23 protein-coding genes are annotated in these 25,807 nt (G+C 72.2%); 12 read left to right on the forward strand and 11 right to left on the reverse strand.

Annotated features, from left to right (window positions below; all coding sequences use genetic code 11):
- Positions 1–8: 8 nt before the first annotated feature.
- From ACZ4TO_RS02580 to sthA, 4 genes are all read right to left on the reverse strand, one after another.
- A complete protein-coding gene (locus ACZ4TO_RS02580) occupies positions 9–1,379 on the reverse strand; it encodes a VWA domain-containing protein (protein ID WP_468023199.1) in 1,371 nt (456 codons plus the stop codon).
- Entirely contained in the window at positions 1,376–2,233 is an 858-nt protein-coding gene (locus tag ACZ4TO_RS02585) for an AAA family ATPase (RefSeq protein WP_382780834.1), read from the reverse strand. The genes ACZ4TO_RS02580 and ACZ4TO_RS02585 overlap by 4 nt, the downstream gene beginning before the upstream one ends.
- A 159-nt stretch (positions 2,234–2,392) precedes the next feature.
- Positions 2,393–3,334 carry an NADP-dependent oxidoreductase gene (locus tag ACZ4TO_RS02590; protein ID WP_382779964.1) on the reverse strand — a complete coding sequence of 314 codons (942 nt, stop codon included), beginning with the start codon at positions 3,332–3,334 and terminating at the stop codon, positions 2,393–2,395.
- 312 nt (positions 3,335–3,646) lie between these two features.
- The gene (gene sthA / locus ACZ4TO_RS02595) at positions 3,647–5,050 is read right to left on the reverse strand and encodes a Si-specific NAD(P)(+) transhydrogenase (RefSeq protein ID WP_385038337.1); all 1,404 of its coding nucleotides are present in this window, start codon (positions 5,048–5,050) and stop codon (positions 3,647–3,649) included.
- A gap of 294 nt (positions 5,051–5,344) precedes the next feature.
- Here sthA and ACZ4TO_RS02600 point away from each other — a divergent pair, with 294 nt between their 5' ends.
- Both ACZ4TO_RS02600 and ACZ4TO_RS02605 read left to right on the forward strand, forming a co-directional pair.
- On the forward strand, positions 5,345–6,775 hold the full coding sequence (locus ACZ4TO_RS02600) for an MFS transporter (RefSeq protein ID WP_468023200.1): 1,431 nt from the start codon (positions 5,345–5,347) through the stop codon (positions 6,773–6,775).
- A 202-nt stretch (positions 6,776–6,977) separates the two neighbouring features.
- Entirely contained in the window at positions 6,978–8,879 is a 1,902-nt protein-coding gene (locus ACZ4TO_RS02605; protein ID WP_382779956.1) for an AMP-dependent synthetase/ligase, read from the forward strand.
- An 18-nt stretch (positions 8,880–8,897) separates the two neighbouring features.
- Here the strand turns inward: ACZ4TO_RS02605 and ACZ4TO_RS02610 are convergent, their stop codons facing one another.
- From ACZ4TO_RS02610 to ACZ4TO_RS02625, 4 genes are all read right to left on the reverse strand, one after another.
- Positions 8,898–10,733 (reverse strand): sensor histidine kinase, encoded by a 1,836-nt coding sequence (locus tag ACZ4TO_RS02610; RefSeq protein ID WP_468023201.1) that lies wholly within the window; start codon positions 10,731–10,733, stop codon positions 8,898–8,900.
- Positions 10,730–11,428, reverse strand: a complete 699-nt coding sequence (locus ACZ4TO_RS02615; protein WP_382779951.1) for a response regulator transcription factor — start codon at positions 11,426–11,428, stop codon at positions 10,730–10,732. The genes ACZ4TO_RS02610 and ACZ4TO_RS02615 overlap by 4 nt, the downstream gene beginning before the upstream one ends.
- 211 nt (positions 11,429–11,639) lie before the next feature.
- Complete coding sequence (locus tag ACZ4TO_RS02620) at positions 11,640–12,398, reverse strand: L,D-transpeptidase family protein (RefSeq protein WP_451075120.1); 759 nt, start codon at positions 12,396–12,398, stop codon at positions 11,640–11,642.
- Between the two features lie 207 nt (positions 12,399–12,605).
- A complete protein-coding gene (locus ACZ4TO_RS02625; protein ID WP_468023202.1) occupies positions 12,606–13,247 on the reverse strand; it encodes a DUF6629 family protein in 642 nt (213 codons plus the stop codon).
- Between the two features lie 197 nt (positions 13,248–13,444).
- Between ACZ4TO_RS02625 and ACZ4TO_RS02630 the strand changes: the two genes are divergently transcribed.
- The 9 genes from ACZ4TO_RS02630 to ACZ4TO_RS02670 all read left to right on the forward strand — a co-directional run bounded on the left by ACZ4TO_RS02630 (position 13,445) and on the right by ACZ4TO_RS02670 (position 22,270).
- Positions 13,445–13,693, forward strand: a complete 249-nt coding sequence (locus tag ACZ4TO_RS02630) for a DUF4177 domain-containing protein (protein ID WP_382779943.1) — start codon at positions 13,445–13,447, stop codon at positions 13,691–13,693.
- A gap of 197 nt (positions 13,694–13,890) precedes the next feature.
- Positions 13,891–14,694, forward strand: coding sequence for a VOC family protein (locus ACZ4TO_RS02635; RefSeq protein WP_382779941.1), 804 nt, complete (start codon positions 13,891–13,893; stop codon positions 14,692–14,694).
- A 162-nt stretch (positions 14,695–14,856) separates the two neighbouring features.
- A complete protein-coding gene (locus ACZ4TO_RS02640) occupies positions 14,857–15,309 on the forward strand; it encodes a Crp/Fnr family transcriptional regulator (protein WP_382779939.1) in 453 nt (150 codons plus the stop codon).
- A gap of 218 nt (positions 15,310–15,527) precedes the next feature.
- Positions 15,528–16,352, forward strand: coding sequence for an N-formylglutamate amidohydrolase (locus ACZ4TO_RS02645; RefSeq protein WP_468023203.1), 825 nt, complete (start codon positions 15,528–15,530; stop codon positions 16,350–16,352).
- Between the two features lie 166 nt (positions 16,353–16,518).
- A complete protein-coding gene (locus tag ACZ4TO_RS02650; protein ID WP_468023204.1) occupies positions 16,519–17,343 on the forward strand; it encodes an amidohydrolase family protein in 825 nt (274 codons plus the stop codon).
- Positions 17,344–17,392: 49 nt separating this feature from the next.
- Entirely contained in the window at positions 17,393–18,700 is a 1,308-nt protein-coding gene (locus ACZ4TO_RS02655) for a DUF4032 domain-containing protein (protein WP_468023205.1), read from the forward strand.
- Positions 18,701–18,795: 95 nt separating this feature from the next.
- A complete protein-coding gene (locus ACZ4TO_RS02660; RefSeq protein ID WP_382779927.1) occupies positions 18,796–20,472 on the forward strand; it encodes an NAD(P)/FAD-dependent oxidoreductase in 1,677 nt (558 codons plus the stop codon).
- On the forward strand, positions 20,469–21,923 hold the full coding sequence (locus ACZ4TO_RS02665; protein ID WP_382779923.1) for an ATP-binding protein: 1,455 nt from the start codon (positions 20,469–20,471) through the stop codon (positions 21,921–21,923). Before ACZ4TO_RS02660 ends, ACZ4TO_RS02665 begins: the two co-directional genes overlap by 4 nt.
- A complete protein-coding gene (locus tag ACZ4TO_RS02670; protein ID WP_382779920.1) occupies positions 21,920–22,270 on the forward strand; it encodes a UBP-type zinc finger domain-containing protein in 351 nt (116 codons plus the stop codon). The genes ACZ4TO_RS02665 and ACZ4TO_RS02670 overlap by 4 nt, the downstream gene beginning before the upstream one ends.
- A 53-nt stretch (positions 22,271–22,323) precedes the next feature.
- On the opposite strand, the gene ACZ4TO_RS02675 is transcribed toward ACZ4TO_RS02670, so the two are convergent.
- Positions 22,324–22,815, reverse strand: a complete 492-nt coding sequence (locus ACZ4TO_RS02675) for a VOC family protein (protein ID WP_385038366.1) — start codon at positions 22,813–22,815, stop codon at positions 22,324–22,326.
- 265 nt (positions 22,816–23,080) lie between these two features.
- Here ACZ4TO_RS02675 and ACZ4TO_RS02680 point away from each other — a divergent pair, with 265 nt between their 5' ends.
- Positions 23,081–23,239: a hypothetical protein gene (locus ACZ4TO_RS02680; protein WP_384241284.1), complete on the forward strand. Its 159-nt coding sequence runs from the start codon at positions 23,081–23,083 to the stop codon at positions 23,237–23,239.
- Between the two features lie 25 nt (positions 23,240–23,264).
- On the opposite strand, the gene ACZ4TO_RS02685 is transcribed toward ACZ4TO_RS02680, so the two are convergent.
- Complete coding sequence (locus ACZ4TO_RS02685; RefSeq protein ID WP_382779914.1) at positions 23,265–23,741, reverse strand: hypothetical protein; 477 nt, start codon at positions 23,739–23,741, stop codon at positions 23,265–23,267.
- 110 nt (positions 23,742–23,851) lie between these two features.
- Complete coding sequence (locus ACZ4TO_RS02690) at positions 23,852–25,345, reverse strand: serine hydrolase domain-containing protein (RefSeq protein ID WP_468023206.1); 1,494 nt, start codon at positions 25,343–25,345, stop codon at positions 23,852–23,854.
- Positions 25,346–25,807: the final 462 nt, after the last annotated feature.

A 25,807-nucleotide genomic window follows, 5' to 3' on the forward strand; every position in this document is an offset into this window, starting at 1 on the left:
CGAGCCGCTCAGACGGGAAGCAGGCTGCCGATCAGCGCGCTGAGCTGCCGGGCGTTGCGGCACTCGTGCATCTCCACGAGGCCGGCGTAGTCGAGAGCGGCCGAGTCGCCCGTCCCCCACTGCGAGCGTGCCTCGGGGTTCAGCCAGTACAGGCGGCGGGCCTGCCGGGCGAGCCGCCGCACGGCGGGCAGGTTGGGGTCGCTCATGTTCGTCCGGGCGTCGCCGAGGACGAAGACGGTCGTCCGGGAGCCGACCGCGCCGGTGTACCGCTCGGCGAACTCGCCGAAGGCGACGCCGTAGTCGCTGCTCCCGTGCCAGCGCGTGATGGCCGCCTCGGCGCGGATCCGGGCGCTCAGTCCCTCGGGGTCGGCGGTGCCCGGTCCGATCAGACCGGTCACCTCGTCGACCCGGTTGACGAAGGCGAACACCCGCACCTTGCTGAACTGGTCGTGCAGCGCCTGCACGAGCAGCATCGTGAAGTCCGAGAAGCCCGACACCGAACCCGACACATCGCACAGCAGCACCAGTTCGGGCCGCACCGGGCGGCGCCTGCGCAGCACCGGGCGCATCGGCACCCCGCCCGTGGACAGCGATCCGCGCAGGGTGCGCCGCAGGTCGATGGTGCCCCGGTGCGCGCGGCGGCGGCGCGCGGCGAGGCGGGTGGCCAGTTTGCGGGCGAGCGGCTGCACGGCCTTGCGCAGTTCGGCGAGCCGGTCCCGGCCCGCGAACAGGAAGTCGACGCGGTCGGCGGTCGGGGCGATGGCGCGCCGGGCGATCGCGTCACGGTCGCGGCGCTCCGCGATCCGCCGCCGGGCCTCGGACGCGACCTGCCCGCGGAACACCTCGATCCGCCGGCGGATCTCGTCCTCCAGGAGACGGTCGGTGAATCCCTCCGCGCCGCCCCGCGCGCGGACGGTGTCCCGCACCCGGGCCAGCAGCGTCTGCGGCCGCAGCCGGTCGAGGGTCTGGTACGACGACCAGCCGTCCGTCGCCGTCGTCCCTCCGTAGCCGCCGAAACCGTCGACGGCCTCGATCGCCAACTGCCCCATGAGCGCCTGGTCGTCGGCGGCCAGGGCGGCCGCCAGACGCTCACGCAGCTCGTCCCGGTCCGCGGGGGCCGGGCTGTCCGGCCCGCCCACGCCGCGCGGGAAGTACACGTCGAAGACGGGGTCGAACACCCGGCGCTGTCCCGGTTCGTGGAGGAGGGTGGCGGCCAGGCCCTCGCGCAGCAGGTCACGGTCGGCGAAGCCCAGCGCCGCCACGGCCCGCGCGGCGTCCACGGTCTCGCCGGTACCGATCCGCACGCCGTGCGAGCGCAGCGCGCCGACGAGTCCGGTCAGCCGGTCACCGACACCGTCCGCCGGCACGGCGGCGTTCACACGGCGCCCAGGTCGAGCTTGGCCGCCGCCTTCAGTACGTCGTCCTGGTGCTTGAGGATCACGCCGAGGCTGTCGCGTACGACGTTCTCGTCGAGGGTGGCGGCGCCCAGCGCGAGCAGGGTGCGGGCCCAGTCGATCGTCTCGGCGACGGAGGGGACCTTCCGCAGGTCCATCTCCCGCAGCGCCCCGACGACCCGTACGACGGACTCGGTGAGCGCCTCGTCGAGTCCGGGCACCTTCAGCCGTACGATCCTGCGCTCCAGCTCCTCGTCGGGGAAGCCGATGTGGAGGAAGAGGCAGCGGCGGCGCAGGGCCTCGGACAGTTCGCGGCTCGCGTTCGAGGTGAGCACCACGAAGGGGCGGCTGGTCGCGGTGATCGTGCCCAGTTCGGGGACGGTGACCTGGAAGTCGCTGAGCACTTCGAGCAGCAGGCCCTCGACCTCGATGTCGGCCTTGTCGGTCTCGTCGATCAGCAGGACCTTCGGTTCGTCGCCGCGGATGGCGGTCAGCAGCGGGCGCGGCAGCAGGAACTCCTCGGAGAAGATGTCCGTGCGTGTCTCGTCCCACGTCTCGTCCCGGCCCGCGGTGATGCGCAGAAGCTGCTTGGCGTGGTTCCACTCGTACAACGCCCGTGACTCGTCGACGCCTTCGTAGCACTGGAGGCGGACGAGCCGGGCTCCGGCGACCTGGGCGACCGCCTTGGCGAGTTCGGTCTTGCCGACGCCCGCGGGGCCCTCGACCAGAAGGGGTTTGCCGAGGCGGTCGGCCAGGAAGACCGTGGTGGCGACGGCGGGCGACGCCAGATAGCCCGTGTCGGCGAGGCGTGCGGAGACGTCGTCGACGGATGTGAACAGCAACGGGGCCTCCAGCACGCGCGAACGAGGTCGGAATCACTATCTAAGCGCTTGTTCACCCCCGCTGTCACGTGTGACGGCCCCCACGGCACGACGACGCCCGGCCCCTCCGGTCGCGTTCGGTCGCCTTGGACGAGGGGCCCCGGAGCCGGGGCTTCGCTAGGAGACGCGCAGTACGATCTTGCCCCGCCGGTGCTCGCGTTCGAGGGCCGCGTACGCCCCCGGGGCGCTCTCCAGGGGAAGGATCCGGTCGACCTGCGGGATCAGCCGGCCCGCCTCGACGAGTGCCGTCAGTTCCTCGAGACCGGCGCGGTCCGGCTCGACCACGAAGAACACCGCGCGGGCGTCCGCCCCCTCCGGCGGCGTGGGCGGTTCGGCGACACTGACCAGGACTCCGCCCGGACGCAGCACCTCCCAGGACCGGGCCTGGGTGTCCCCTCCGACGGTGTCGAAGACGACGTCCGCGTCCTTCACCTCGTCCTCGAAGCGCTGTCCGGCGTAGTCGATCACGGTGTCCGCGCCCAGGCCCCGTACGAAGTCCGTGTCACCGGCCGAGGCGGTGGCCGTCACCTCGGCCCCCAGCGCGGCCGCGACCTGGACGGCGAACGAACCCACGCCGCCGGCGCCGCCGTGCACCAGCACGCGCTGTCCGGACGTGACGCCCGCATGGCGGACCAGGCCCTGCCACGCGGTGAGGCCCGCGAGCGGCAGCGCGGCGGTCCGCTCGTGGTCGAGCGATCCCGGCTTCGCGGCGAGCACCGCCGCGGGAACGGTCACGTACTCGGCCGCCGCTCCGTCCCGGATGAAGGGGATCAGGCCGTAGACCGCCTCGCCGGGCCTGAACTCCGTGACGCCGTGGCCCAGCTCGGAGACGACCCCGGAGACCTCCTTGGACGGCACGACCGGCAGCCGCGGGCTGCCGTCGTCGAAGTCGTCGGTCCAGGTCGCGTCCCAGTCCAGCTCCCCCGGCGTGACGGACGCCGCCCGCACCTCGACCAGCACGTCACCGTGACCGGGGACCGGCTTCGGCGCGTCCTCGTAGATCAGCTCCTCGGGACCGCCCCGCCGATGACCGCGTACCGCCCGCATCGTGCCGTTCATCCGGCTCCTCCTCGTCGGGACGGCACAGGGCCGCCGTGGAGTCGGTCCCGTCGTGTCCTCGGGCTCCGGCGCGGACCGGCCGCTCTTCACGATAGTTCCGGGACCGTCGGCTTTCCTGCCGGACGGCACAGAGGTCTGACCCGTCACCACGGGGGGAGCGACGGGCCAGACCCTGGGTCCACGGTGCCATGCCCGAACCGTGTCGCGCAGTATGTTCGCGAAGTCCCGCACCGCGATCCCGCACCGCGATCCTGTGCCGCACCCCCTTGCGGGAGTCTCGTACGGGATCGCGTGAGGGATCGCGTACGGCGGTCAGTCCCTGAGGCGGTCGATCTGGCGGATCTTGTTGGTCGCGTCCAGCGCGGCGACCTTGTAGGACTCGGCGAGCGTCGGGTAGTTGAAGACGGCGTCGACCAGGTAGTCGACCGTTCCGCCGCAGCCCATGACGGCCTGGCCGATGTGGATGAGCTCCGTCGCGCCGGTGCCGAAGCAGTGGACGCCGAGGAGCTTTCGGTCCTCGGGCGAGACCAGCAGCTTCAGCATGCCGTGCGAGTCGCCGATGATCTGCCCCCGAGCCAGTTCCCGGTAGCGGGATATGCCCACCTCGAACGGCACGCAGTCCTCGGTGAGCTGGTCCTCGGTCCGGCCGATGAAGCTGATCTCCGGGATGGTGTAGATGCCGATCGGCTGCTGGTCGAGCATCCGGTTCACCGGCTCGCCGCAGGCGTGGTACGCCGCCGTCCGGCCCTGTTCCATCGAGGTGGCCGCGAGCGCCGGGAAGCCGATGACGTCACCGACGGCGTAGATGTGCGGCACCTCGGTGCGGTAGTGCTCGTCCACCTTGATCCGACCGCGCGGATCGGCGGACAACCCCGCCTTGCCGAGGTCGAGTTCGTCGGTGAGGCCCTGTCGCCCCGCCGAGTACATGACCGCGTCGGCGGGTATCTTCTTGCCGCTCTCCAGGACCGTGAGCGTGCCCCGGGAGTGCCGCTCCACGGCGGCGACGGTCTCACCGAACCGGAAGGTGACGGCGAGGTCGCGCAGGTGGTACTTGAGCGACTCGATCACCTCGACGTCGCAGAAGTCGAGCATCCCGGGCCGCTTCTCGACCACCGTGATCTTGGAGCCGAGGGCGGCGAACATGGAGGCGTACTCCATGCCGATCACCCCGGCGCCGACGATGACCATGGAACGCGGCACCTGCTCCAGGTTCAGGACGTTGTCCGAGTCCATGATCGTCCGCCCGTCGAACTCGACGGTGTCGGGCCGCGCGGGCCGCGTGCCCGTGGCGATGACGATGTGGTCCGCGCTCAACCGCTTCTCGGTGCCGTTCGCCTCGACCAGGGCGACCGTGTGGTCGTCCACGAAGCGGCCGACGCCGGCGAACAGGGACACGTGGTTGCGCGAGAGCTGACTGCGGATGACGTCCACCTCGCGGCTGACCACGTGCTCGGTGCGAGCGGTCAGATCGGCGACGGTGATGTCCTCCTTCAGCCGGTAGCTCTGGCCGTACAGATCCCGCTGACTGAGGCCGCTGAGATACAGGACCGCCTCACGCAGCGTCTTGGAGGGGATGGTTCCGGTGTGGATGGAGACCCCGCCGACCATGTCGGGGCGGTCGATGACGGCGACCCGACGGCCGAGCTTCGCCGCTGCGATGGCGGCTTTCTGTCCACCCGGGCCGGATCCGATGACGAGCATGTCGAAGTCGCGCACCAACGGAGTCTGTCAGCCCGGGACCGCTTCCCGGAAGGGTGGACAGGGAGAAATCCGCCCAGGGCACGCCGCCGACCGGACTCACGACCTGGGGCTCGCACCGTGTGGTGGCGTGCGGGCGGCGGCCTGCTGATCGGCCGCCAACGCGGCTTGCCCCCGAGCCACTTGCCGCGCGGGCTCCGCCCGGAGCCGGGAGCACGCGGGAACACCCCCCACAGACGCCCCACTCCCACCCTCGGGAACACCCGTAATGTGGCCTTTGTCAAGAAAACGGGTGAAGGATGGGTCGCGGGCATGACGTTCTCAGAACCGGCCGATGACGGGGCGTCAGCCGGCCCGGGGCAGGCGGACAGGGCAAGTGGTGAGCCGTCTCTGCTCCCGCTGCTCGCCGTGTGCGCCGGGTACTTCATGGTGATCCTGGACGTGACGGTCGTCAGCGTGGCGGTGCCGGTGATCGGCCGGGAGCTGTCCGCCTCCGTCACGGGCGTCCAGTGGATCACCGACGGATACACCCTGGTCTTCGCCGGCTTTCTGCTGCTGGGTGGCGCGTTGGGCGACCGGTGGGGCAACCGCCGGATCTTCTGCACGGGTGTGGCCGTGTTCACGGTGTCCTCCGCCGCCTGCGCCCTCGCGCCCGGCGCTCCCTTCCTGACCGCGGCGCGTCTGGTGGAGGGGCTGGGGGCGGCGTTGATCGTGCCCGGTTCACTGGCGTTGCTCCGGCAGACGTATCGCGCTCCGGCCGCTCGTTCGAGGGCCTTCGGGCTGTGGGGGTCCATGGCCGGCGTCGCGGCCTCGGCGGGGCCGCTGCTGGGCGGTCTGCTGGTGTCCACGGTGGGCTGGCGCTGGGTGTTCCTGATCAATCTGCCGGTGGGCGTCGCCTGTCTGGCGCTGACGCTGCGCCACGTGGGCCCCTCGCCCCGCCTGACCTCCCGCGCCGTCGACTGGCCCGCGCAGTGTGCGGTGGTGACGGCGGTGGCCCTGCTGACGGGCGCGCTCAACGAGGCCGGACGACGCGGCTGGACCGCTCCAGCGGTCCTCGCCGGGGCGGGCCTGTCCGTCCTGGCGGCCGTCGCCTTCGTCGTCCGCGAACGACTGGCGCGATCTCCCGCGGTGCCGCTGGACCTGCTGCGGTCGCGCGCGCTGGGCGGCGGCGCCGCCATCGGCCTGATCTTCAACTTCGGTTTCTACGCCATGGTGTTCACCGTCAGCCTGTACTTCCAGCACCAGCGCGGCCTCAGCGCGCTCGAGACGGGGGCGGCCCTGCTGCCCGCCGTGGCGATGACCATGTTCGCCTCCGTCCTGTCGGCCCGGCTCGCCCGCCGCACCGGAGACCGTCCGCTGGTGATCGCCGGGATGCTCCTGGCCGCCGCGGGCCTGGCAGGCTGGACCGCGGCGGGCACCGACCCCGCCTATCCCCTGCTCGTCGCCCCCATGATGGCCGTGGGATTCGGCACCTCCTTCGCGCTCACCGGCACGACCTCGACCGTGATGGGCTCCGCGCCTCCGGCGTACTCCGGGACGGCTTCCGCCCTCTTCAACGCCGCCCGCCAGGTGGGCAGTGCCACCGGTGTCGCCCTCGGTGGCACCCTGCTCGCCACCGCCGCCACCTATGGCGAAGGGCTCCGCGTCAGCACGGCCATCGGCGCGTTCGCCTACCTGACCGCCGCCGGACTCGCGTGGTACTGCGTACCCCCCGGATCCGAGCCCGCCCTTCCCGCCCGGTAGACCCGCGCACCTCCGCCGTGCCCGCGCCCTGGACGGGGCTCCTCACCGTCTCCGGGCGACGAGCCGGCCGGCGAGGACCCGGCAGGGGCGGCCGCGTACTCGAACAGGACACGGAACGCTCCCCAGTGGGCTACATTCAGTAATCCTTGGCATCGGCGCCTCCGGGGGTGAGGTCGCGTCGAGGAGAATCCCGGAGCGGCGCATGTATCAGTCCCACCTTCCCGCACCGCCGACCGCGCCCACCCAGGGGGGACTTGCCGACAGCCTCCGCGAAGCGGCGCTCAACACCCCCGATCTGCCCCAGGTCGCGCGCCGCGCCGAGGACCGCTCGGGCGGCTGGGTCCAGGTGACGGCGGCCGAGCTGTGGGACGAAGTCCTCGACGTGGCACGGGGGTTCGTCCGGTCCGGCATCCGGCCGGGCGACCGCGTGGCCATCATGGCGCGCACCCGGTACGAGTGGACCGTGCTCAGCTATGCCCTGTGGTCGGTGGGCGCCGAGATCGTGCCCGTCTACCCGACCTCGTCGCACGAACAGGTCGCGTGGATCCTTCAGGACGCGCGCTGCGTGGGCGTGGTGGTCGAGGACGAACAGGGCATCATGACGGTCGGCTCGGCGTGCGCCGCGCTCCCGTTCCTGCGCCACGTCTGGCAGTTGGACGCCGGCGCGATGGCCCAGCTCGTGGAGCGCGGCCGGGCGATACCCGCGACCGCGGTCGACTCGCTGCGCCGGATCGTGCTGGCCGACTCGACCGCGGTCATCGCGTACACCTCCGGCACGACCGGACAGCCCAAGGGCTGCGCCCTGTCCCATCGCAGCCTGGCGAGCCCCTGCGACACGCTGCTCGAAGGCTGGAGGCGGACGGCCGCCCCGCCGGACACGCAGCCGGCCGTGCTCGCCTTCCTGCCCTTCTCCCACGCCTACGGGCTGATGATCCAGGGGATCTGTCTGCGCGGCGGCATCCTGATGGGGCACGAGCCGGATCTGCGGGAGGAGACCCTCTCCGAGGCCATGCTCTCGTTCCGGCCGACCTATCTGTACGCCGTCCCCTCCGTGTTCGAGAGGATCTACAAGAACTTCGTGCGGGCGTCCCAACGGGCGGGCCGTGGCGTGCTGTTCGAGCGTGCCGTGCGCACCGCGCAGGACTTCGCCATGGCCGAGGAGAAGCAGCGGCTCGGCACGGGACCGGGGCCCGGGTTCGATCTGCGGCTCCAGCACTCCCTCTACGAGAAGACGGTGTACAAGCGGCTGCGTGCCGCCCTCGGCGGGCGGGTGTGCGGCGCGGTCTCGGGCGGCTCCCCGCTGAACCGTGAACTCGCCCTGTTCTTCGCGGGGATCGGCATCTTCGTCCACGACGGATACGGGCTCACCGAGACCAGCGGAGGCATCACCGCCCAGCCGGTCGGGCGGGAGAAGTTCGGGACGGTGGGGCGTCCCCTGCCGGGCACGGAGATCCAGGTGTCCGACGACGGGGAGATCCTCGTGTGGGGGCCCTCGGTGTTCCAGGGCTACATCAACGACCCGGCGGCGACCGCGGCCTCGTTCCGCAACGGCTGGCTGGCGACCGGGGACATCGGCCGGGTCGACTCCGAGGGCTATCTGACCATCACCGGGCGCAAGAAGGACATCATCATCACCAGCGGGGGCAAGAGCGTGGCCCCCGCGGCGCTGGAGGAGCGGCTGCGGGTCCATCCGCTCATCCATCAGGCGGCCGTCGTGGGCGACAACAGGCCCTGTGTGGGCGCTCTCATCACGCTGGACCCGGAATTTGTGACGCACTGGCGCGCCGCCCGGGCCAAGGGGGAGACGCCCGCCCGGGACGCGCGCGAGGAGAACGAGCTGCGCGAGGAGGTCAGGCGCGCGGTCGCGGCGGCCAACTCCACCGTGTCGCGCTCCGAGTCCATCCGGGTCTTCCGTGTCCTCCCGGAACCCTTCGACATGTCCAACGGACTGCTGACACCGTCGCTGAAGCTGCGCCGGGACGCGATCGCCCGGCGGTACGCGGCCGAGATCGAGGCGATGTACCAGACCTCGACGCGGGTGCCGCGCGAGGCGATGATCGGCGATCCCTCGATCCTGGACGACTCCGACAACGTGTTCCGGTGACGGGACGCCTCCCGCTCCTCAGCCGGTGGCCGAGGCCGTGGACCGTGTGCGGGGCAGCCGCAGGGTGAACACCGAGCCGGTGCCGACCTCGCTGGTGACGGAGACGGTTCCGGCGTGGGCGGCGACCAGTTGCCGCACGATGGCGAGGCCCAGACCGCTGCCGCCGGTGCGCCGGCTGCGGGACTTCTCCGCCCTCCAGAACCGGTCGAAGACACTGTCCAGGTCTCCGGGGGCGATGCCGGCGCCGGTGTCGGCCACCGCGAACACGACCTCGTCCTCCTCGATGTGCGCCGAGAGGGTGACCGTGCCGCCGGCCGGGGTGTGGCGGGTCGCGTTGGACACCAGATTGCCGAGCGCCTGACGCATCCGTACGGGGTCCGCGTCCAGCCAGGGCGTGCCGGTCACCTCGGTCACCAGCCGGACGCCGGCGGCCTCCGCGCCGACGCGGTGCGCCGCGGCGACCTGTTCGAGGAGTTCGTCGGCGCGCACCTCCTCGTGGCGCAGCCGCAGCGTGCCCGCGTCGGCGGCCGCGAGGTCCTGGAGGTCGTCGATGACGCGTTGCAGGAGCACGGCCTCCTCGTGGAGGGAGGCGAGCAGTTCCGGGTCGGGGTCCACGATGCCGTCGCGGGCCACCTCCAGCCAGCCCCGGATGTTGGTGAGCGGTGTGCGCAGTTCGTGCGCGATGTCACTGACCATCGCCTTGCGCTGGGCCTCCATCCGCTCGCGGCGCTCGGTCAGTTGGTTGAAGGCGAGCGCCAGGACGCCGGTCTCGTCCCGGGTGGTGACGGGCACGCGTGCGTGCCGCTCCGGGGGTTGCCGCGCGGCCTCGGTCAGCGCGCGCAGGGGGCGTACGAGCCGGCCGGCGACCAGCGCGGTCACGGCCACCGTGAGGGCGAGGACGAGTCCGGCGACACCGATCACCTTGGCCTTGTTGGCGGCCGACATGTCGAAGCGGGGCACGGGTGTGTCCCCCGTGCCGAGGAAGAGTTGCGCGACCGGGGCGACGTAGGGATCGAGTTGGGCGCGCCGGGCCTCGGCGACGCAGGCGTTGGCCGTACGGGCGAGGGGTCCGTCCTGGTCGACCGGCCTCTTTCCCGTCAGGTAGGGGACGGGGGTGGCCCCGCTCGCGGCCTCCAGCGGCAGCGCCAGGGAGCGGCCGAGGTGCACCTGGTGCCGGTCCAGACAGCTCCGGGTGAGTGCCGACAGCGCGTCCAGGGCCTTCTGTTCGGTCGGGGTGGGGGTGTTGAGCAGGCCGTCGGCGCATTCGTTCGGCACGTAGCCGGGGTCGATGGTCCCGTCCACGCCCTTCAGCACGGTCCGGCCGCTGGGCATCCGCTCCGTGCGGGTGCGAACGCCGTTGCGGGAGAAGCAGAGTTGGCGCACGGTGGCGAGCTTGGCCACCTTCAGCCGCTCGTTCGTGGTCAGCCGGTACGGGCCCACGGCACGTGGGTCGACCCCGGCGAGCTGCGCTCCGGGTTCCGTGTAGGTGTCGGTGCGCAGCGGGTCGACGGCGGCGGCGGCCCGGGGCGGCAGGGAGGTCCGGCGGGACGCGGAGTCCGCGAAGGGGGTGCGGTCGCCCTCGGTCAGGGCGATGCGCCGGCCCGTCCTCCGCGAGATCGCGCGCAGCGTCCCGTCGACTCCGGACCAGTCGGCGTGGGTGGCCGCGTAGCCGCTGAGCTGCCGCAGGATGTCCATGTCCTCGGCGAGCACCTGGCCCTGCTCCTCCTGGATGGCCCGGGTGGTGGTCTGCACCGCGAGCCAGGCGGTCGCGGCCACGGAGCACAGGGCGACGAGCACGGACGTGATCAGCAGCCTCACCAGCAGGCTCTTGCGCAGCGGCACGGCACGGCTCACGGCCGGTCGCCCCTGAGCTTGTACCCGACGCCGAAGACGGTCACCAGACGCGTCGGTCTGCGCGGGTCCGTCTCGGTCTTCTTGCGCAGGTTCATGATGTGCACGTCGATGGCCCGCTCGGTCGAGGCGCGGTCGATGCCCCGGGTGTGGTGCAGCAACTGCCGTCGGGAGAAGACCCGTTCGGGCTCACCGGCCATGGCGAGCAGGATCGCGTACTCGCCGGGGGTGCAGTCCACCGGCGAGCCGTCGCACAGGACGGTGTGCCGCAGCGGGTCCACCTCGATCCCCGCCGCCCTGACCACCGGGTCGGGCCGCTGTCCCCCCGCGGCCCGACCGCCGCGCCGCAGTACCGTACGGATGCGGGCCATGAGCTCGCGGGGGCTGTACGGCTTGGTCATGTAGTCGTCCGCGCCGAGTTCCAGGCCGAGCAGGACGTCGTCCTCGGTGGAGCGGGCGGTCAGCATCAGGACGGGGACGTCGTCGTGTTCCCGCAGCACCCGGCACACTCCGAAGCCGTCGATCACCGGGAGCATGAGGTCCAGGACGACGAGGTCGGGCCGGTGCCGGCGGACCTCGGCGAGCGCCGCCGCACCGTCGTGGACCACGGCCGCCGTATGGCCCTCGCTCAGCAGCGAACGGCGTATCAGCTCCGCCTGCTTCTCGTCGTCCTCCGCGACCAGCACGTATGCGCACACGCGGCCGATCGTAGGTGCTGCCGACCGCGCCGCGGCGGGTGAGAGGGGCTTCCCACACGCTGACACCTTCCTGACATCCGCCCTGGACACTGCGGGCGGGCCCGGTGCGGGTGGGTCCGGTGCGAGCAGGTCCGGTCCCGGCGGGCCCGGTGCGGAGAGGTCCGGTGCGGGCTGGGAGACCGGGGTGGGGCCCCGGCGCCTCCCGTGGGTGTCAGCGCGCCAGGGACGCCGCGTCCCCCATGACCACCACGGGGTGCAGGGCCGGGTCCAGGGCGCGCATCAGCTCCACCATGTCCTTCTCACGCAGGCCGACGCATCCGTGGGTGGGCCCGCCGTGGTCGACGTGCAGCCAGATGCCCCCGCCGCGGCCGGCGCCCATCGGCCGGGTCCAGTCCAGGGGCGTGGTGCCGGGTTTGCGGTTGTAGTTGACGGCGACCACGTAGTCGAAGGAGCCGGCCAACGGCTCGCCCTCGAAGCCGGTGCCGGGCGAGGTGAAGGCGCCCGAGCGGTCGTACGGGAGCCGGGTGCCGGGGTCGGGCCGCAGCCCGCCCGCGTCGGTCAGGGTGAAGACGCCGATGGGGGAACGGAGGTCGCCGGAACGGTGGTGGTCGGTCCAGCCCTTGAGGGCGTTGCGCGCGGGCCGGCTCGGGCCTGCCGTCCAGCCCGCCTCCGTACGCTCGTACAGCACCACGGTGGACCGCGAGGAGTCCCTGCCGCCGCCGGTCACCACGACGGCCTGACGGGTCCGTGACGGAACGGCGGCCAGGGTCTTCGGGCCGAGTCCCGGCAGTCGGCCGGAGACCGCCGTGCGCGAGGCGGTCGGTGCGGGCGTCCGTGTCGCCCCGGCGTGACCCGCCGGAGCGCCGCCGGCTCCCGGGGCGGGCTTCTCGGCCGCGATGCCGCCGCAGCCGGCGAGCAGGAAGGAGGCGGCGGCGATCGCCGCGCGAACACGGTGTGCGGAGTTGATCATGCCTCGACCCTGGCCGACACATTTGAGGAACTCGTCAGGTCATCCACGGTTCGCCGCGTACCCGGGATCCGCCGGATCACCGGATCACCCCGTCGCCGGTGACACGTCACAGCACGGGGATCGGCACAGTCCCCTGTGCCGAGTCACCCGCATCCCGCACCCGCGCCTCGCTCCGCCGGATCCCCGATCCCGCACGGGCGCCTCACCTCACGTCTGACGCACCCGTTCCGGTGGGGCGACGGCCTCCCGGGAGTTGACCCAGCCCAGCAGGGTCACCGAGACGACCGCGGCGCACGCGCACCACGTGGAGACGAACTCCAGCTCCCACAGCGACCAGCAGATCACCGCGCCCGCTCCGGTCAGGACGCCGAGGAGTACCAGCCCGCGGTCGCCCGAGACCAGCAACGCGCCGACGGTGGCGAGGAGGTAGCCCGCGATGACCAGTCCGGGCCGGGGCAGGTCGACGACGTACCCCATGGTGTGACCCCGGATCTCGGCCCTGACGGGACGGACGGTCATGGCGTGCGCGAGGGCGGCCGCGGTCGCGACACCGGCCGCGAGCGGGAGCAGCAGCCGGCGCCTGGCGTGGCCCGGTGCCGCGCACAGCACGCCCGCCGGCACCCACACGGCCAGCAGCGGGAGGGCGATCACGGCCCAGGCCACGGTGGCGGGCCCCGTACCGCCGCCGGCGTCCCAGACCCGGGACTCGACGATCTGGTGGGCGCCGAGCAGCAACGGCAGCGCGGCCAGCGGGAGGTCCGTCCTGCGCCGCGACCGGATCACACAGGCAGCCCCGACCGCGGCGATCCCGGCACCGGCGACCAGATCGGCCGTCGCACTCCAGCACATCGCGCCCCCTGAATCCGCCGTCACGGCATCCCGTAGACCCGCGTCCACGCTACGACGCCCCGGCCGCGCGCCTCTCTCCGGCCGACCGTCAGGACGCCTCCTCGGCACGGCACTTCCTGAAGTTTCAACAAAAGTAGCCCTGCGGTCCGGTACGCCCCTGTGCCTCGCCCCCGAAGAGTGATTGGGTGGGCCCGGCCATGCCAACCGACACGCAGGAGAGCACCACCACCATGAGCACCCCGTACACCTTCGAATACAAGGTCGTCACGTTCCGTGAATCGCTGATCGGCGACGCTCTGGACAGCGACAAGCTGGAAAAGGTCCTGAACAAGCATGCCGAGGACGGGTGGGCGCTCAAGGCGATCACGGCCGCGGACGTCAAGGGCCGGATAGGCCCCGGCGCCGTGGAGGGCCTGCTCCTCACGCTGGAGCGCCCGCGCGTCTGACCTTCGCGTGGTGCGCGCGGCGCCGAAGCGGGAGATGCTGTTGGTGATGGGACAGCGGATCCGCAGGTGCTGCTGACGCCGTCGGGGGCCTTCCGGTACGGAAGGCCTCTCACGGCTGAACTCACGTCCGGGCGCCCCACGAGGGCCCCGCACCCCCGCGTGACCGCTGTCGGCCGATCGCGTCAGGACGGGCGGCGATGAAGAGCGACGGAACTCTCGACACCGGTGTCGTCACCAGCCAGGCGGTCTTCGGCGCGCCGTGCTGGGTCAGTCTCACCACCCGCGACCTGAGGGCCGCCCAGAACTTCTACAGCGCGGTTCTGGGCTGGAGGTGGGCCCCGGGCACCCTGCTGGGCGAGCAGTACCGCGTCGCCAGTGTCGCCGGGGTCCCGGTCGCGGGGGTCGCCAAGGTCGACTTCGTGGCGAACACGGCGGTCTCCTGGACCGCGTTCTTCGCCGTGGCCTCCGCCGACGAGACCGTCGCGCGCAGCCAGGAGCGCGGCGGCACCACCGCGGTGGGCCCGATCTCGCTGCCCCCGGGCCGGGCCGCGCTGCTGGCCGACCGGGACGGCGCGGTCTTCGGGATCTGGGAGGGCGACCTGGTGTCCGGCTGGGAACGCTGGCGCAACGCCGCCCCCTCGTTCATCCGCCTGCACACCCGCGACGCCTTCGACGCCGCCATCTTCTACGGCGAGGTGCTGGGCTGGGCCTCCTCCGTCCCGGGCTGCTGCGAGGTCGACTACGAGGAGAACGAGGTCGTCCTGCGCAGTTTCGGCGACGTCGTGGCCCGGATCCACTCCGGCGCCATCGGCGCGGCCCCCGACCCGAGCCTGCGGCCGCACTGGCAGATCCACTTCGCGGTCGACGACGTGGAGGCCTGCGTCCGGGCGGCGCGCGCCCACGGCGGCACCGCGCACCAGCAGGGCATCGGCTCGATGGAGGCGCTCATCATCGACCCCGACGGGGCGCGGTTCTCGGTGACGTCCAGGGCCGCCGGATGACGCGCCGGACCACACGCCCACCACCGCCCCACGGCGAACGCGCCCGTGATCCGGCGCGCCGGATTACGCCGTTCGGGCTCCAATAGAGGATGACGGGATACCACCGGTACGACAGGCGCCGCCGGCCCCTCGGTCCAGGCGGCGGCCCGATGGAGGTCCGCGATGCCCACTGCTCTCCGGCTCCTGCACGCGCTCTCCCCCGAACACCGCGATCGGCTGATGAGCGTGGCCCGCGAGGTGTCCTTCCCCGCGGACGGGCCGATCTTCGAGGAGGGAGGCACCGCCGACCGCTTCTGGGTGGTCCGCTCGGGAACGGTCTCGCTGTACCAGCGGGTCATCGCCGACCGGCGGATCACCGTGGCCCAGCTCGGGCCCGGCGACCTGCTCGGCTGGTCGTGGCTGTTCCGTCCGCACACCTGGGACTTCGGTGCCGAGGCCTTCAGCCCGGTGCGCGCCTACGAGTTCGACGCCGCCGAGGTACGGACGCTGTGCGACCAGGATCCGACGCTCGAGCTGTCGCTGACACGGACGATCGCCGCGATCCTCGCCCACCGCCTGGAAACGACCCGGGCGGCGCTCATCGAGCACTACGCGCGCCGCGGGGGCAGTGTCTGAACGCAGGGCGGCGAGACGCGCGACACGGGGCGCACCGCCGGGCCCGTGCGCCCCGTGGCGCACGGGCCCGGGCGGCGTGCGCGTCTGGGCATGCGCTTGGCGGCGTGCGCGCGGTGCCGTGCCCGCCGCGTCCCTGAGTGCGCCCGCCCCCGCCGTACGCACGTGGCGCGCTCATCGGGTCCTGCCCATTGTCGGACCCGGCTGCGAGAGTGATCTCCATGAACGACATCCTCGCGTCCCCGGACGGCCCGGACGGCCCGGACTCCTTCGCGCTCCTGCCGGGAGCGGTCCACTCGCCCGTGATCCTGCACGTGCCGCACTCCTCCAGGGAGATCCCCGCGCCGGTCCGTGAGGACATCCTCCTCGACGACCCGGCGCTGGAGAGCGAGTTGGACCACATCACCGACGCGCACACCGCCGAACTGGCCTCGGCGGCGGCCGAGGCGGCCGGACTGAGACCGTGGCGGTTCGTCAACCGGCTGTCCCGGCTGGTCGTCGATCCCGAGCGTTTCCCGGACGAGCGTGAGGAGATGCTCGCGGTCGGGATGGGCGCGGTCTACACCCGGACGACGCACCGGGCGCCGCTGCGGCCCGCCGACACCGATCCCCGGCCGTTGATCGAGCGCTACTTCCACTCCTACGCGCAGGCGATGACGGCGGCGGTGAGCGACCGGCTGGCCGCCACCGGACGGGCGGTGATCATCGACGTCCACTCGTACCCGACGGCCCGGCTGCCCTACGAGTTGCACGGCGACGGGCCGCGCCCGCCGGTCTGCCTGGGGACCGACTCCTTCCACACGCCGCCGGAGCTGGTCGCGCTCGCGGAGAAGGCGTTCGCCGGGCTCGGCGGTGTGGGGATCGACAGCCCGTTCTCGGGCGCGTACGTCCCGTTGCGGTACTACGAACGGGAGCCCGGGGTGACGGCGTTGATGGTGGAGATCCGGCGGGACACGTACATGAAGGAACCGGGAGGCGTCGTGGGTCCCGGGTTCGCGCGCCTGGCCGCGGCCCTGACCACCCTCGTGGACGCGGTGGGCGTGTAGCCGTGGGGCGACGCGTCCCGGGCCGGTGACCAGGGGGCGCGGGGCCGGGTGTGAGCCGCGGGTGCCCGGGGAAGCGCCCGGCGTGAGGTGTGGCCCGGGAGCGCGGAGCGCCCTAGGGTCGGGGTGAGCAAGCGCTCGGACACCGCCTCAGGGAGGGCACAAGACCATGCCGGTCGTCGACGCGTGGATGCAGCACCCCACTCTCCGTCACTCCAACCACGAGATGTTCGAGTCCCTGCGCCGCTGGACGGGCATGAGGACGCCGGCGGAGGAGCTGCCGGTCGAGGTCACCCTGGCCGCGCTGGCGAAGGCGGGGGTGGACACCGGTCTGGCCTCGGCCTGGTACGGACCTCAGGGCGCCCTCATCACCAACGACGAGGTCGCCGGATTCGTGGCCCGGTCCGACGGGCGGCTGCGCGGGGTGGCGGGCGCCGACCTCACCCGTCCCGTCGCCGCGGTGCGCGAACTCCGGCGGGCCGTCGGGGAACTGGGCTTCGTGGCCCTGCGGATCATCCCGTGGCTGTGGCAACTGCCGCCCACCGACCGGCTCTACTACCCGCTGTACACCGCCTGCGCCGAACTCGGCGTCCCGTTCTGCACCCAGGTCGGGCACACCGGACCGCTGCGCCCCTCCGAGACCGGCCGCCCCATCCCGTACATCGACCAGGTCGCGCTCGACTTCCCCGAACTGACCATCGTCTGCGGGCACATCGGCTACCCCTGGACCACGGAGATGATCGCGGTCGCGGACAAGCACGCCAACGTGTACATCGACACCAGCGCCTACACCGCCCGCCGCTATCCCCCGGAACTGGTCGCGTACCTGCGCGGCCGGGGACGACGGAAGGTCCTGTTCGGCTCCAACTACCCCATGATCGAACCGAGTCGGGCCCTGGAGCACCTCGACGATCTGGGCCTGGACGAGGAGACCACCGCGCTGTTCCTGTCGGGCAACGCCCGGCGCGTCTTCCGTCTGGGCGATCAGTCGTAGATGCTGGGGCCCCGATCAGCGTTCGACCCGAGGTGAGGGCAGCCCGGCCATGGCTCTGCAGTTCAGCGCGACCAACCCGGAGCACCCCGCGCTCCTGCTCCAACTGCCGTGGCAACTGCCCCTGGAGGAGTGGCCCGAGCACCATCTGGTGCCGCTGCCGCGCGGCATCTCCCGGCACGTCGTGCGCTACGCGCGCGCCGGCGACGAGGTGGTGGCCGTCAAGGAACTCGCCGAACGGCCCGCGGTGCGCGAGTACGAACTGCTGCTGGGCCTGGACCGGCTCGGGATACCCGCGGTCGACCCGCTCGCCGTGGTCACCGGCCGCACGGACGCGGCCGGCGAGCCCCTGGAGTCGGTGCTGATCACCCGGCACCTGGGCGGCTCGCTGCCGTACCGGTCGATGTTCGAGACGACCATGCGGCCCGCCACCATGCACCGGCTGATGGACGCGCTGGCCGTCCTGCTGGTGCGGCTGCACCTGGCGGGCTTCGCCTGGGGCGACTGCTCGCTGTCCAACACGCTGTTCCGGCGCGACGCGGGAGCCTACGCCGCGTACCTGGTGGACGCCGAGACCGGTGAACTGCACCCGCGGCTCAGCACCGGTCAGCGCGAGTACGACCTCGATCTCGCCCGGGTGAACATCAGCGGCGAACTGCTCGACCTTGAGGCCGCGGGCGCCCTGCACCCCTCGGTGGACCCGATCGAGTTCGGCCAGGAGATCTGCGCCCGCTACCGGAGCCTGTGGGAGGAGCTGACCCGCACCTCGGTGTACCCGGCGGGCAAGTACCACTACATCGACCGCCGCATACGCCGGCTCAACGACCTCGGTTTCGACGTCGCCGAGATGCACATCGCGAGCTCGTCCAACGGCGACACCGTCACCTTCGTGCCCAAGGTCGTCGACGCGGGCCACCACCAGCGCCAGCTCCTGCGGCTGACCGGACTCGACACCGAGGAGAACCAGGCCCGCAGGCTCCTGAACGACCTGGAGAGCTGGATGGCCACCCAGGACGACTACGCACCGGGCTCCGCGGGCCGCGGCACCGGCCGGGGCGAGGGGCGTCCGGGCGCCGCCCGGCCCGAGGTGCTCGCCCACCGCTGGGTGCGGGACGTGTTCCGCCCGACGGTCCGGGCCGTGCCCCCGGAGCTGCGCGGCTCCATGGACCCGGCCGAGCTGTACCACGAGCTCCTCGAACACCGCTGGTTCCTGTCCGAGCGCGCCCAGCACGACATCGGGCTGGAAGCGGCCGTGAAGGACTACGTCGCGAACATCCTCCCCGAGGTCCGCGACCCCCTGCTGGCCCCGGCGGATGCCCCGGAGCCGCCCGGCGGGTGGCCGGTTCCCGAGCAAAGGTGACCGATCGTACATACGATTGGCTCTGTACCGGCCCCGCGGCGCCCCGGGCGCCCGCTCGGCCGGAACGCAACTGACCTGCTCGGGGTGGGAGAGGTATGACCCAGGCCGCCAGTCCGGCGCGGACCGTCATTCTGACCGTCGACGACGACCCCGGAGTCTCGCGAGCCGTCGCCCGCGACCTCCGGCGCCGCTACGGCGAGGGTCACCGGATCGTGCGCGCCGAGTCCGGCGACGCGGCGCTGGAGGCGCTGCGCGAGCTGAAGCTGCGCGGCGACCAGGTGGCGGTCATCCTCGCCGACTACCGCATGCCCCAGATGAACGGCATCGAGTTCCTGGAACAGGCCCTCGACGTGTACCCGGGCGCCCGACGGGTGCTGCTGACCGCGTACGCGGACACCAACGCCGCCATCGACGCGATCAACGTGATCGACCTCGACCACTATCTGCTCAAGCCCTGGGATCCGCCGGAGGAGAAGCTCTATCCGGTCGTCGACGACCTCCTGGACGCGTGGCGGGCCAGCGACTACCGGCCCGTGGGCGCCTGCAAGGTGGTCGGACACCGCTGGTCGGCGCGTTCCTCGGGCGTCCGGGAGTTCCTGGCCCGCAACCAGGTGCCCTATCGCTGGTACTCCTCCGACACCCCCGAGGGGCAGCGGCTGCTGAGCGCCGCCGGGCAGGACGGTGAGCGGCTGCCGCTGGTGGTCACCCCGGACGGCACCCCGCTCGTCGAACCCGAGGACCCCGAGATCGCGGCGCACGTGGGGCTCGCCACGACGCCCACCTCGGAGTTCTACGACCTCGTCGTCATCGGCGGCGGCCCGGCCGGGCTCGGGGCCGCCGTGTACGGCGCCTCCGAGGGCCTGCGCACCGTGCTCGTGGAGCGGTCCGCGACGGGCGGACAGGCGGGCCAGAGTTCACGGATCGAGAACTACCTCGGCTTCCCCGACGGCGTCTCCGGCGGACAGCTCACCGACCGGGCGCGGCGGCAGGCCGCGAAGTTCGGCGCCGAGATCCTCACCGCGCGTGAGGTGACCGGACTGGAGGTGACCGGCGCCTCGCGCACGATCCGCTTCTCCGACGGCTCAGCGATCTCCGCGCACGCGGTGATCCTCGCGACCGGGGTCTCGTACCGCCAGCTCCAGGCCCCGGGCATCGCCGAGCTGACGGGCTGCGGTGTCTTCTACGGCTCGGCGCTGACCGAGGCCGCCGCCTGCCAGGGCCACGACGTGTACATCGTGGGGGGCGCGAACTCGGCGGGCCAGGCGGCGATGTACCTGGCCAGGGGCGCGAAGTCCGTCACCATCCTGGTGCGCGGCTCCTCGCTGACCGCCTCGATGTCGCACTACCTGGTCGAGCAGATCTCGGACGCGCCGAACATCTCGGTGCGCACCGGTACGGTCGTGGACTCCGCGCACGGCGACGGCCATCTGGAACAGCTCACGCTGCGCGATGTGGAGAGCGGCCACACCGAACTCGTCGACGCGCAGTGGATGTTCGTGTTCATCGGCGCGGCCCCGCTCACCGACTGGCTGGAGGGCACGGTCCTGCGGGACGCCCGCGGCTTCATCGTGGCGGGCCCGGACATGACACCCGACGGGCAGCCCCCGCACGGCTGGGAACTGGACCGGCCGCCGTACCACCTGGAAACCAATGTGCCCGGCGTGTTCGTGGCCGGGGACGCGCGCGCCGAGTCGGCGAAACGGGTCGCGTCCGCGGTCGGAGAGGGAGCCATGGCCGTCATGCTCGTCCACCGTTATCTGGAGCAGTCGTGAGCGGGCGGCCGGTGCCGTGCGACGCGGCGGAGCTGAGCACGCTGTTCCTGTTCGAGAAACTCGACCGCGACCAGTTGGACCGGCTGTGCCGTGAGGGCCGGACGGAGCAGTTCGACCCCGGGCCGGTCTACACCGAGGGTGATCCGGCCACCTGCTTCTACGTGCTCCTGGAGGGCACGGTCGTGATGTCGCGCCGGGTCGGCGCGGACGACGTGGAGATCAGCCGTACCTCCCAGCGCGGGGTGTACGCGGGCGCGATGCAGGCGTATCTCAGCGACCCGGGGGACGCGCAGTACAAGGGTTCCATGCGGGCCACCGAGTCGTCACGCTTCTTCGTGCTGCCCGCGGCGACGTTCGCCGCCATCCTGCGGGACTGGTTCCCCATGGCCGTCCATCTCCTGGAGGGGATGTTCTTCGGCAGCCAGAACGCCCAGCGCACCGTCGGGCAGCGCGAGCGGCTGCTGGCGCTCGGCTCGCTGTCGGCCGGGCTCACGCACGAGCTCAACAACCCGGCCGCGGCGGCCGTACGGGCCACCTCGGCGCTGCGTGACCGGGTGGCCCACATGCGGCAGAAACTGGGGATGATCGCCTCGGGTCCGTACGCGCGCGACGCCCTGGAGACGCTGGTCGAGATCCAGGAGCGGACCGCCGAACAGGTCGCCAAGGCCACCCCGCTGACCCCGCTGGAGGCCTCCGACCGGGAGGACGCGCTCGCCGACTGGCTCGACGACCACGACATCGCGGGCGGCTGGCAGCTCGCCCCGACCTTCGTGCAGGCGGGTCTCGACACCGACTGGCTGGACCAGGTCGCGGCGGCCGTGGACGGGCCGACCCTCGAAGGCGCGGTCCGGTGGCTCAACTACACGGTCGAGACCGAGCTGCTGATGAACGAGATCGAGGACTCCACCACCCGTATCTCGCACCTCGTGGACGCGGCCAAGCAGTACTCGCAGATGGACCGCGCGCCCTACCAGGTCGCCGACGTGCACGAACTGCTCGACAGCACCCTGATGATGCTCGCCGGCAAGATGGGCTCCGGCATCAAGGTCGTCAAGGACTACGACCGGTCGCTGCCGCGGATCCCCGCCTTCCCCGGTGAGCTGAACCAGGTGTGGACGAACCTCATCGACAACGCCGCCTCCGCGATGGCCGGCGAGGGGAAGCTGACGGTGCGCACCGCCGCCGACGGTGACCATGTCCTCGTCGAGTTCCGCGACACGGGCCCCGGCGTGCCCGAGGAGATCCGCGACCGGATCTTCGACCCGTTCTTCACCACCAAGCCGGTGGGCGAGGGGACCGGGCTCGGCCTGGACATCTCCTGGCGGATCGTGGTCAACAAGCACCACGGCAGCCTCAGCGTGCAGTCCGTGCCCGGCGACACCCGCTTCCAGGTACGCCTGCCCCTGACCCTCGCGGAGACCGCCGCGGAAGCCTCGGAGGAGCCGTCATGACCACGCCCAACGGAATCGACCCGTCCGTACCGCCGAGCGGCACCGGCTGCACCGAGTGCGACGCCGCCGGCGGATGGTGGTTCCATCTGCGGCGCTGCGCCCAGTGCGGGCACATCGGCTGCTGCGACGACTCCCCGGCCAAGCACGCCACCGCGCACGCGCGCGGCACCGGGCATCCGATCATCCAGAGCTTCGAGCCGGGCGAGAACTGGTTCTGGGACTACGACACCTCGGAGCTCTACGAGGCCGGTCCCGAGCTCGCTCCCCCGGTGAGCCATCCGCTCGACCAGCCCGCGCCGGGCCCCGCCGGGCGGGTTCCGGGCAACTGGGCCGAGCTGCTGCGCTGAGGCCGGCGGCCGGATCCTCCAGGGGCTCCGGCCGCCGTCCCACAGGACCCGGCTCAGAGGACCTTGTTGCCGTACATCTCGCCGAGCGGATCGGCGAGCAGTTCGATCCGGGCGCCGTCGGGGTCGCGGAAGTAGATCGAGGTACCGCTCTCCTCCATGTACTCGACCCCGGCCGCGTCGAGCCGGTCGCGCAGTTCGCGCCAGGTGGCGGGGTCGACCGAGATGGCGAGGTGGTGCAGTCCGCCGAGGACCTCCGCGTACGGGCCGAGGTCGAGTCCGGGGAAGTCGAAGAAGGCGAGCAGATTGCCGTTGCCGAGATCGAAGAAGAAGTGGGTCGAGCCCTTGTAGTCCCGGTTCTCGATCATCTCGGTGAGGGGGAAGCCCAGGACTCCCTGGTAGAACCGTACGGTCCGCTCCACGTCCGCGGAGAGCAGCGCCACATGGTGCACGCCGCGTGCCGTGCTCCGCGGCCTCTCCGCCGCCAGATGGGCGTCCTTGATCCGCTGACGCTCCGCTTCGATCGCTGGCAGGTCCATGGCGCTCATCGAAAGCTCCTCACCCGGGGAACGGGACTTCGCACTCCGCACTGGTTCCGTACTGGTATCGAATACAACCACTTTCACGCCGTACGGCGTGCGGTGTCGGCCCGCGTCGGACCGTCATCCGGCCCTGGTCCGTCGTGATCGGTCCGCGATCGGTCCGCGATCCGTCCGCCGGGATGCGCGGCGGGGCGCCAGGGACGATCCTGGATGTATGTCCGGACGGGCTCCTCTGGTTGTGCATCCGGCCCTGGATACCAGTGGCCGTGAGGTGACCGCGCGGGGTGAGAACCTCGGCGTGGCGTTCTCGGACGAGGATCTGCTGGAGTTCCTCGGCCGGGCGGGACTGCCCGACGCGGAGGATCTGCTGGACGATCCGGCCTGGGTGAAGTGGCGCGGAGGACAGGCGCACTTCTACGGAACCGGCTGAGCGGCCCACCGACTGGCCCACCGGTCTACGGAACCGGCTGACCGGCCGGCGGTGCCAGGACGGCCAGGGTGCCGTTGGCCTGGCGCAGCGCGAGTTCCAGCGGGAGCGCGGGATGGAGCGCGCCCGTCCCGTCGGGCGGCACGATCCACTCCAGCGGCCCCGCCGAACGGTACGGCGGCGGTACGGCGACCCAGGAGCCCCGGCCGAGATGGCGGAGCCCCGAACCCTCCCACCGGCTCGCGGGGTCGGGCGGCAGGAAGAAGCCCACGCGCTGAGCCGCGCAGTCGACCAGTGTGGGCCCCGGTAACCGGGCCGGGTCGGACCACAGGATGTCGAGGGCGAGCAGGCCGAGCTGCTCGGGCACGCTCAGCACGTCCCAGTAGCGCCCGGCCTCCAGGAGCACGCCGCCGCTCCCCTGGTCCCAGTCGCGTTTGCACGCCCTCGGGTCGGTGGCGGCCGCGGCCAGCCACTCCACGCTCCGCGTCCACATCAGGTTCGTCATGCATCACCCCGGAGTCGGTTCTCTCCGCCCGGCAGGCACGCGGACGGCACGGGCCAAAAGGCCCGCTTCCGCCCGTCAGGACCTCGGCCTATACATCGTGGTGGATATCTCTACGTGGCGGAAGGGGTGGCGTGGTGTGGCGTTTTCCGGGGACCGGTTGACGGCGTGCGCGACGGTGCTCGCAGGAACTCCAACGTGGGGGCGTGCAGCGGGGTCGTGTGCCAGCGGGCGGTGAAGGTGCGGCCGGGGAGGACGCACTCCACGGTCAGCCGGTGCGGGGTCTCCAGGAAGATCACGTCGAACCGCAGGGCGCCGGGGCCGGTCCAGCCACCGCTCACCGCCAGGGGCGTCGGGCCGGGATCGACGCTCCAGCCGGTCTTCTCGAGCCGCAGCTCCAGCTTCCGGTCCCCCTCGGCCAGGGTGACGCGGGTGCCCTGTTCCCCCTCGGCGACGAGCACACCCGTCAGGCTCCGCTGGGCCGCGCAGACGCCTCCGGCGGGCCGGAACTCCTCCTGTGCCCAGGTGTCCAGGGGCTCGGTGGGCTCGGGCGCGGCCTCGACCGGCGGCAGGGCCAGCCGGGCGAGCCGTCGGCTCAGTGCCGCGTCGCGCTCGCGCGCGTCCCGCGGCGGCGTCGTCCCGAACGCGGGCAGCAGATGACGCCACATCAGGTCGAGCAGTTCCTGCATGCGGTCGGTCGCCGCCGTCGTCGCGATCACGGCGTCGTGTTCGGGCAGCACGACGCAGTACTGTCCGAACGCCCCGTCGCCGCGGTATCCGTGGCGTCCGCGCCAGAACTGGAGTCCGTAGCCCTGCTGCCAGTCCGAGCGGGCGCCGTCGGGAGTGCCGTCGTCGTTCGCGACGTGCGCGCGGGTCGCCTCCGCGATCCACGAGGCCGGCAGGAGCCGCCGCCCGTCCCGGACGCCGTCGTCCAGATAGAGCTGCCCGAGCCGGGCGACGGCGTCGGTCGCGGCGTGCAGTCCGCTGAAGCCGATCTCCCGGCCGGCCCGGTTCCGCGTCCAGGCGGTCTCCCCGATGCCCAGCGGGTCGAACAGGCGGGGCCGCAGGTACTCGGTCAGCGACTGACCGGTCTCGCGCTGGAGGATCGAGGCGAGCGTGTAGGTGGCCGACTGGTTGTACGCGAAGACGGTGCCGGGGTCGCGGTCCGGCGGGATCAGCAGGAAGCCGCGTACCGCCTCCGTCCGGTCCGTCCGCATCGCGTCGGCCCAGGTCTCGGTGAGGTGGCCGCTGGCCATGGCCGCGACGTGCCGCACGAGCATGGCGCGGCTGCGCGGATCGGTGATGTCGGCCTCGAACTCCGGGAAGTACGAGATCACCGTCCGGTCGAGGTCCAACAGGCCCTCGGCCACGGCGAATCCGGCGGCCGTGGAGGTGAAGCTCTTGCTGAGCGAGTAGAGGAGCTGGAGGCGCTCCGGCGTGTACGGCGCCCACCAGCCGGAGGCGACGAGGTGCCCGTGACGCAGGATCATCAGGCTGTGCGGTTCGATCTCCGGGTGGGCCTCGACGGCGTCGAGGAACGCCGTGATGCCCGAGGCGTCGACTCCCTGCTCGGCGGGCGGGCTCTGGGGCAGCGGTCGGGCACTCATACGGACGGCCTCCGGGTGGCTCGGGCGACGGGCGGCGGGCGACGCTTGGGGCGGGCTGGCGGGCTGGCGTTTGGCGGGCTGCGGGCTGCGGGCTGCGGGCTGCGGGCTGCGGGCTGCGGGCAACGAACCGGGATCGGCGGGCGGGCGGCGTTGTGTGCATCTGGCATCTTTCCCGGACGGCCCCCCGGTGTCCACGCCCCGGCGACCGTGGCGCCCTCCCGTTCCGGCCATCACGGCAACTACCGCCACTGAACGGCGAGTTGATGCCGACAGCCACCTTCGCTCGGCTACCGCGACCAGGAGGCCGAGCGGTGAACCGACCGGGAACCGGGGCCTGAACTGTTCGTACGGACGCGCGACGACGACGCGTCCGGGTAAAAACACTCATCTCCAGCCGTCTCCCGTTGAACACTCTTCGTCACCTCCCGCGTACTTCTGGGAAAGGAGAGTGTCCGGTACACG

It is taken from the genome of Streptomyces sp. NPDC028298, from assembly GCF_055565895.1.

Bases quoted from the DNA above. Each gene is read 5' to 3' on its own strand.
- ACZ4TO_RS02590 (WP_382779964.1), bottom strand. From the start codon at position 3,334: ATGAACGGCACGATGCGGGCGGTACGCGGTCATCGGCGGGGCGGTCCC.
- ACZ4TO_RS02600 (WP_468023200.1), top strand. From the start codon at position 5,345: ATGACGTTCTCAGAACCGGCCGATGACGGGGCGTCAGCCGGCCCGGGG.
- ACZ4TO_RS02605 (WP_382779956.1), top strand. From the start codon at position 6,978: ATGTATCAGTCCCACCTTCCCGCACCGCCGACCGCGCCCACCCAGGGG.
- ACZ4TO_RS02620 (WP_451075120.1), bottom strand. From the start codon at position 12,398: ATGATCAACTCCGCACACCGTGTTCGCGCGGCGATCGCCGCCGCCTCC.
- ACZ4TO_RS02625 (WP_468023202.1), bottom strand. From the start codon at position 13,247: ATGTGCTGGAGTGCGACGGCCGATCTGGTCGCCGGTGCCGGGATCGCC.
- ACZ4TO_RS02630 (WP_382779943.1), top strand. From the start codon at position 13,445: ATGCCAACCGACACGCAGGAGAGCACCACCACCATGAGCACCCCGTAC.
- ACZ4TO_RS02635 (WP_382779941.1), top strand. From the start codon at position 13,891: ATGAAGAGCGACGGAACTCTCGACACCGGTGTCGTCACCAGCCAGGCG.
- ACZ4TO_RS02640 (WP_382779939.1), top strand. From the start codon at position 14,857: ATGCCCACTGCTCTCCGGCTCCTGCACGCGCTCTCCCCCGAACACCGC.
- ACZ4TO_RS02645 (WP_468023203.1), top strand. From the start codon at position 15,528: ATGAACGACATCCTCGCGTCCCCGGACGGCCCGGACGGCCCGGACTCC.
- ACZ4TO_RS02650 (WP_468023204.1), top strand. From the start codon at position 16,519: ATGCCGGTCGTCGACGCGTGGATGCAGCACCCCACTCTCCGTCACTCC.
- ACZ4TO_RS02655 (WP_468023205.1), top strand. From the start codon at position 17,393: ATGGCTCTGCAGTTCAGCGCGACCAACCCGGAGCACCCCGCGCTCCTG.
- ACZ4TO_RS02660 (WP_382779927.1), top strand. From the start codon at position 18,796: ATGACCCAGGCCGCCAGTCCGGCGCGGACCGTCATTCTGACCGTCGAC.
- ACZ4TO_RS02670 (WP_382779920.1), top strand. From the start codon at position 21,920: ATGACCACGCCCAACGGAATCGACCCGTCCGTACCGCCGAGCGGCACC.
- ACZ4TO_RS02675 (WP_385038366.1), bottom strand. From the start codon at position 22,815: ATGAGCGCCATGGACCTGCCAGCGATCGAAGCGGAGCGTCAGCGGATC.
- ACZ4TO_RS02685 (WP_382779914.1), bottom strand. From the start codon at position 23,741: ATGACGAACCTGATGTGGACGCGGAGCGTGGAGTGGCTGGCCGCGGCC.
- ACZ4TO_RS02690 (WP_468023206.1), bottom strand. From the start codon at position 25,345: ATGAGTGCCCGACCGCTGCCCCAGAGCCCGCCCGCCGAGCAGGGAGTC.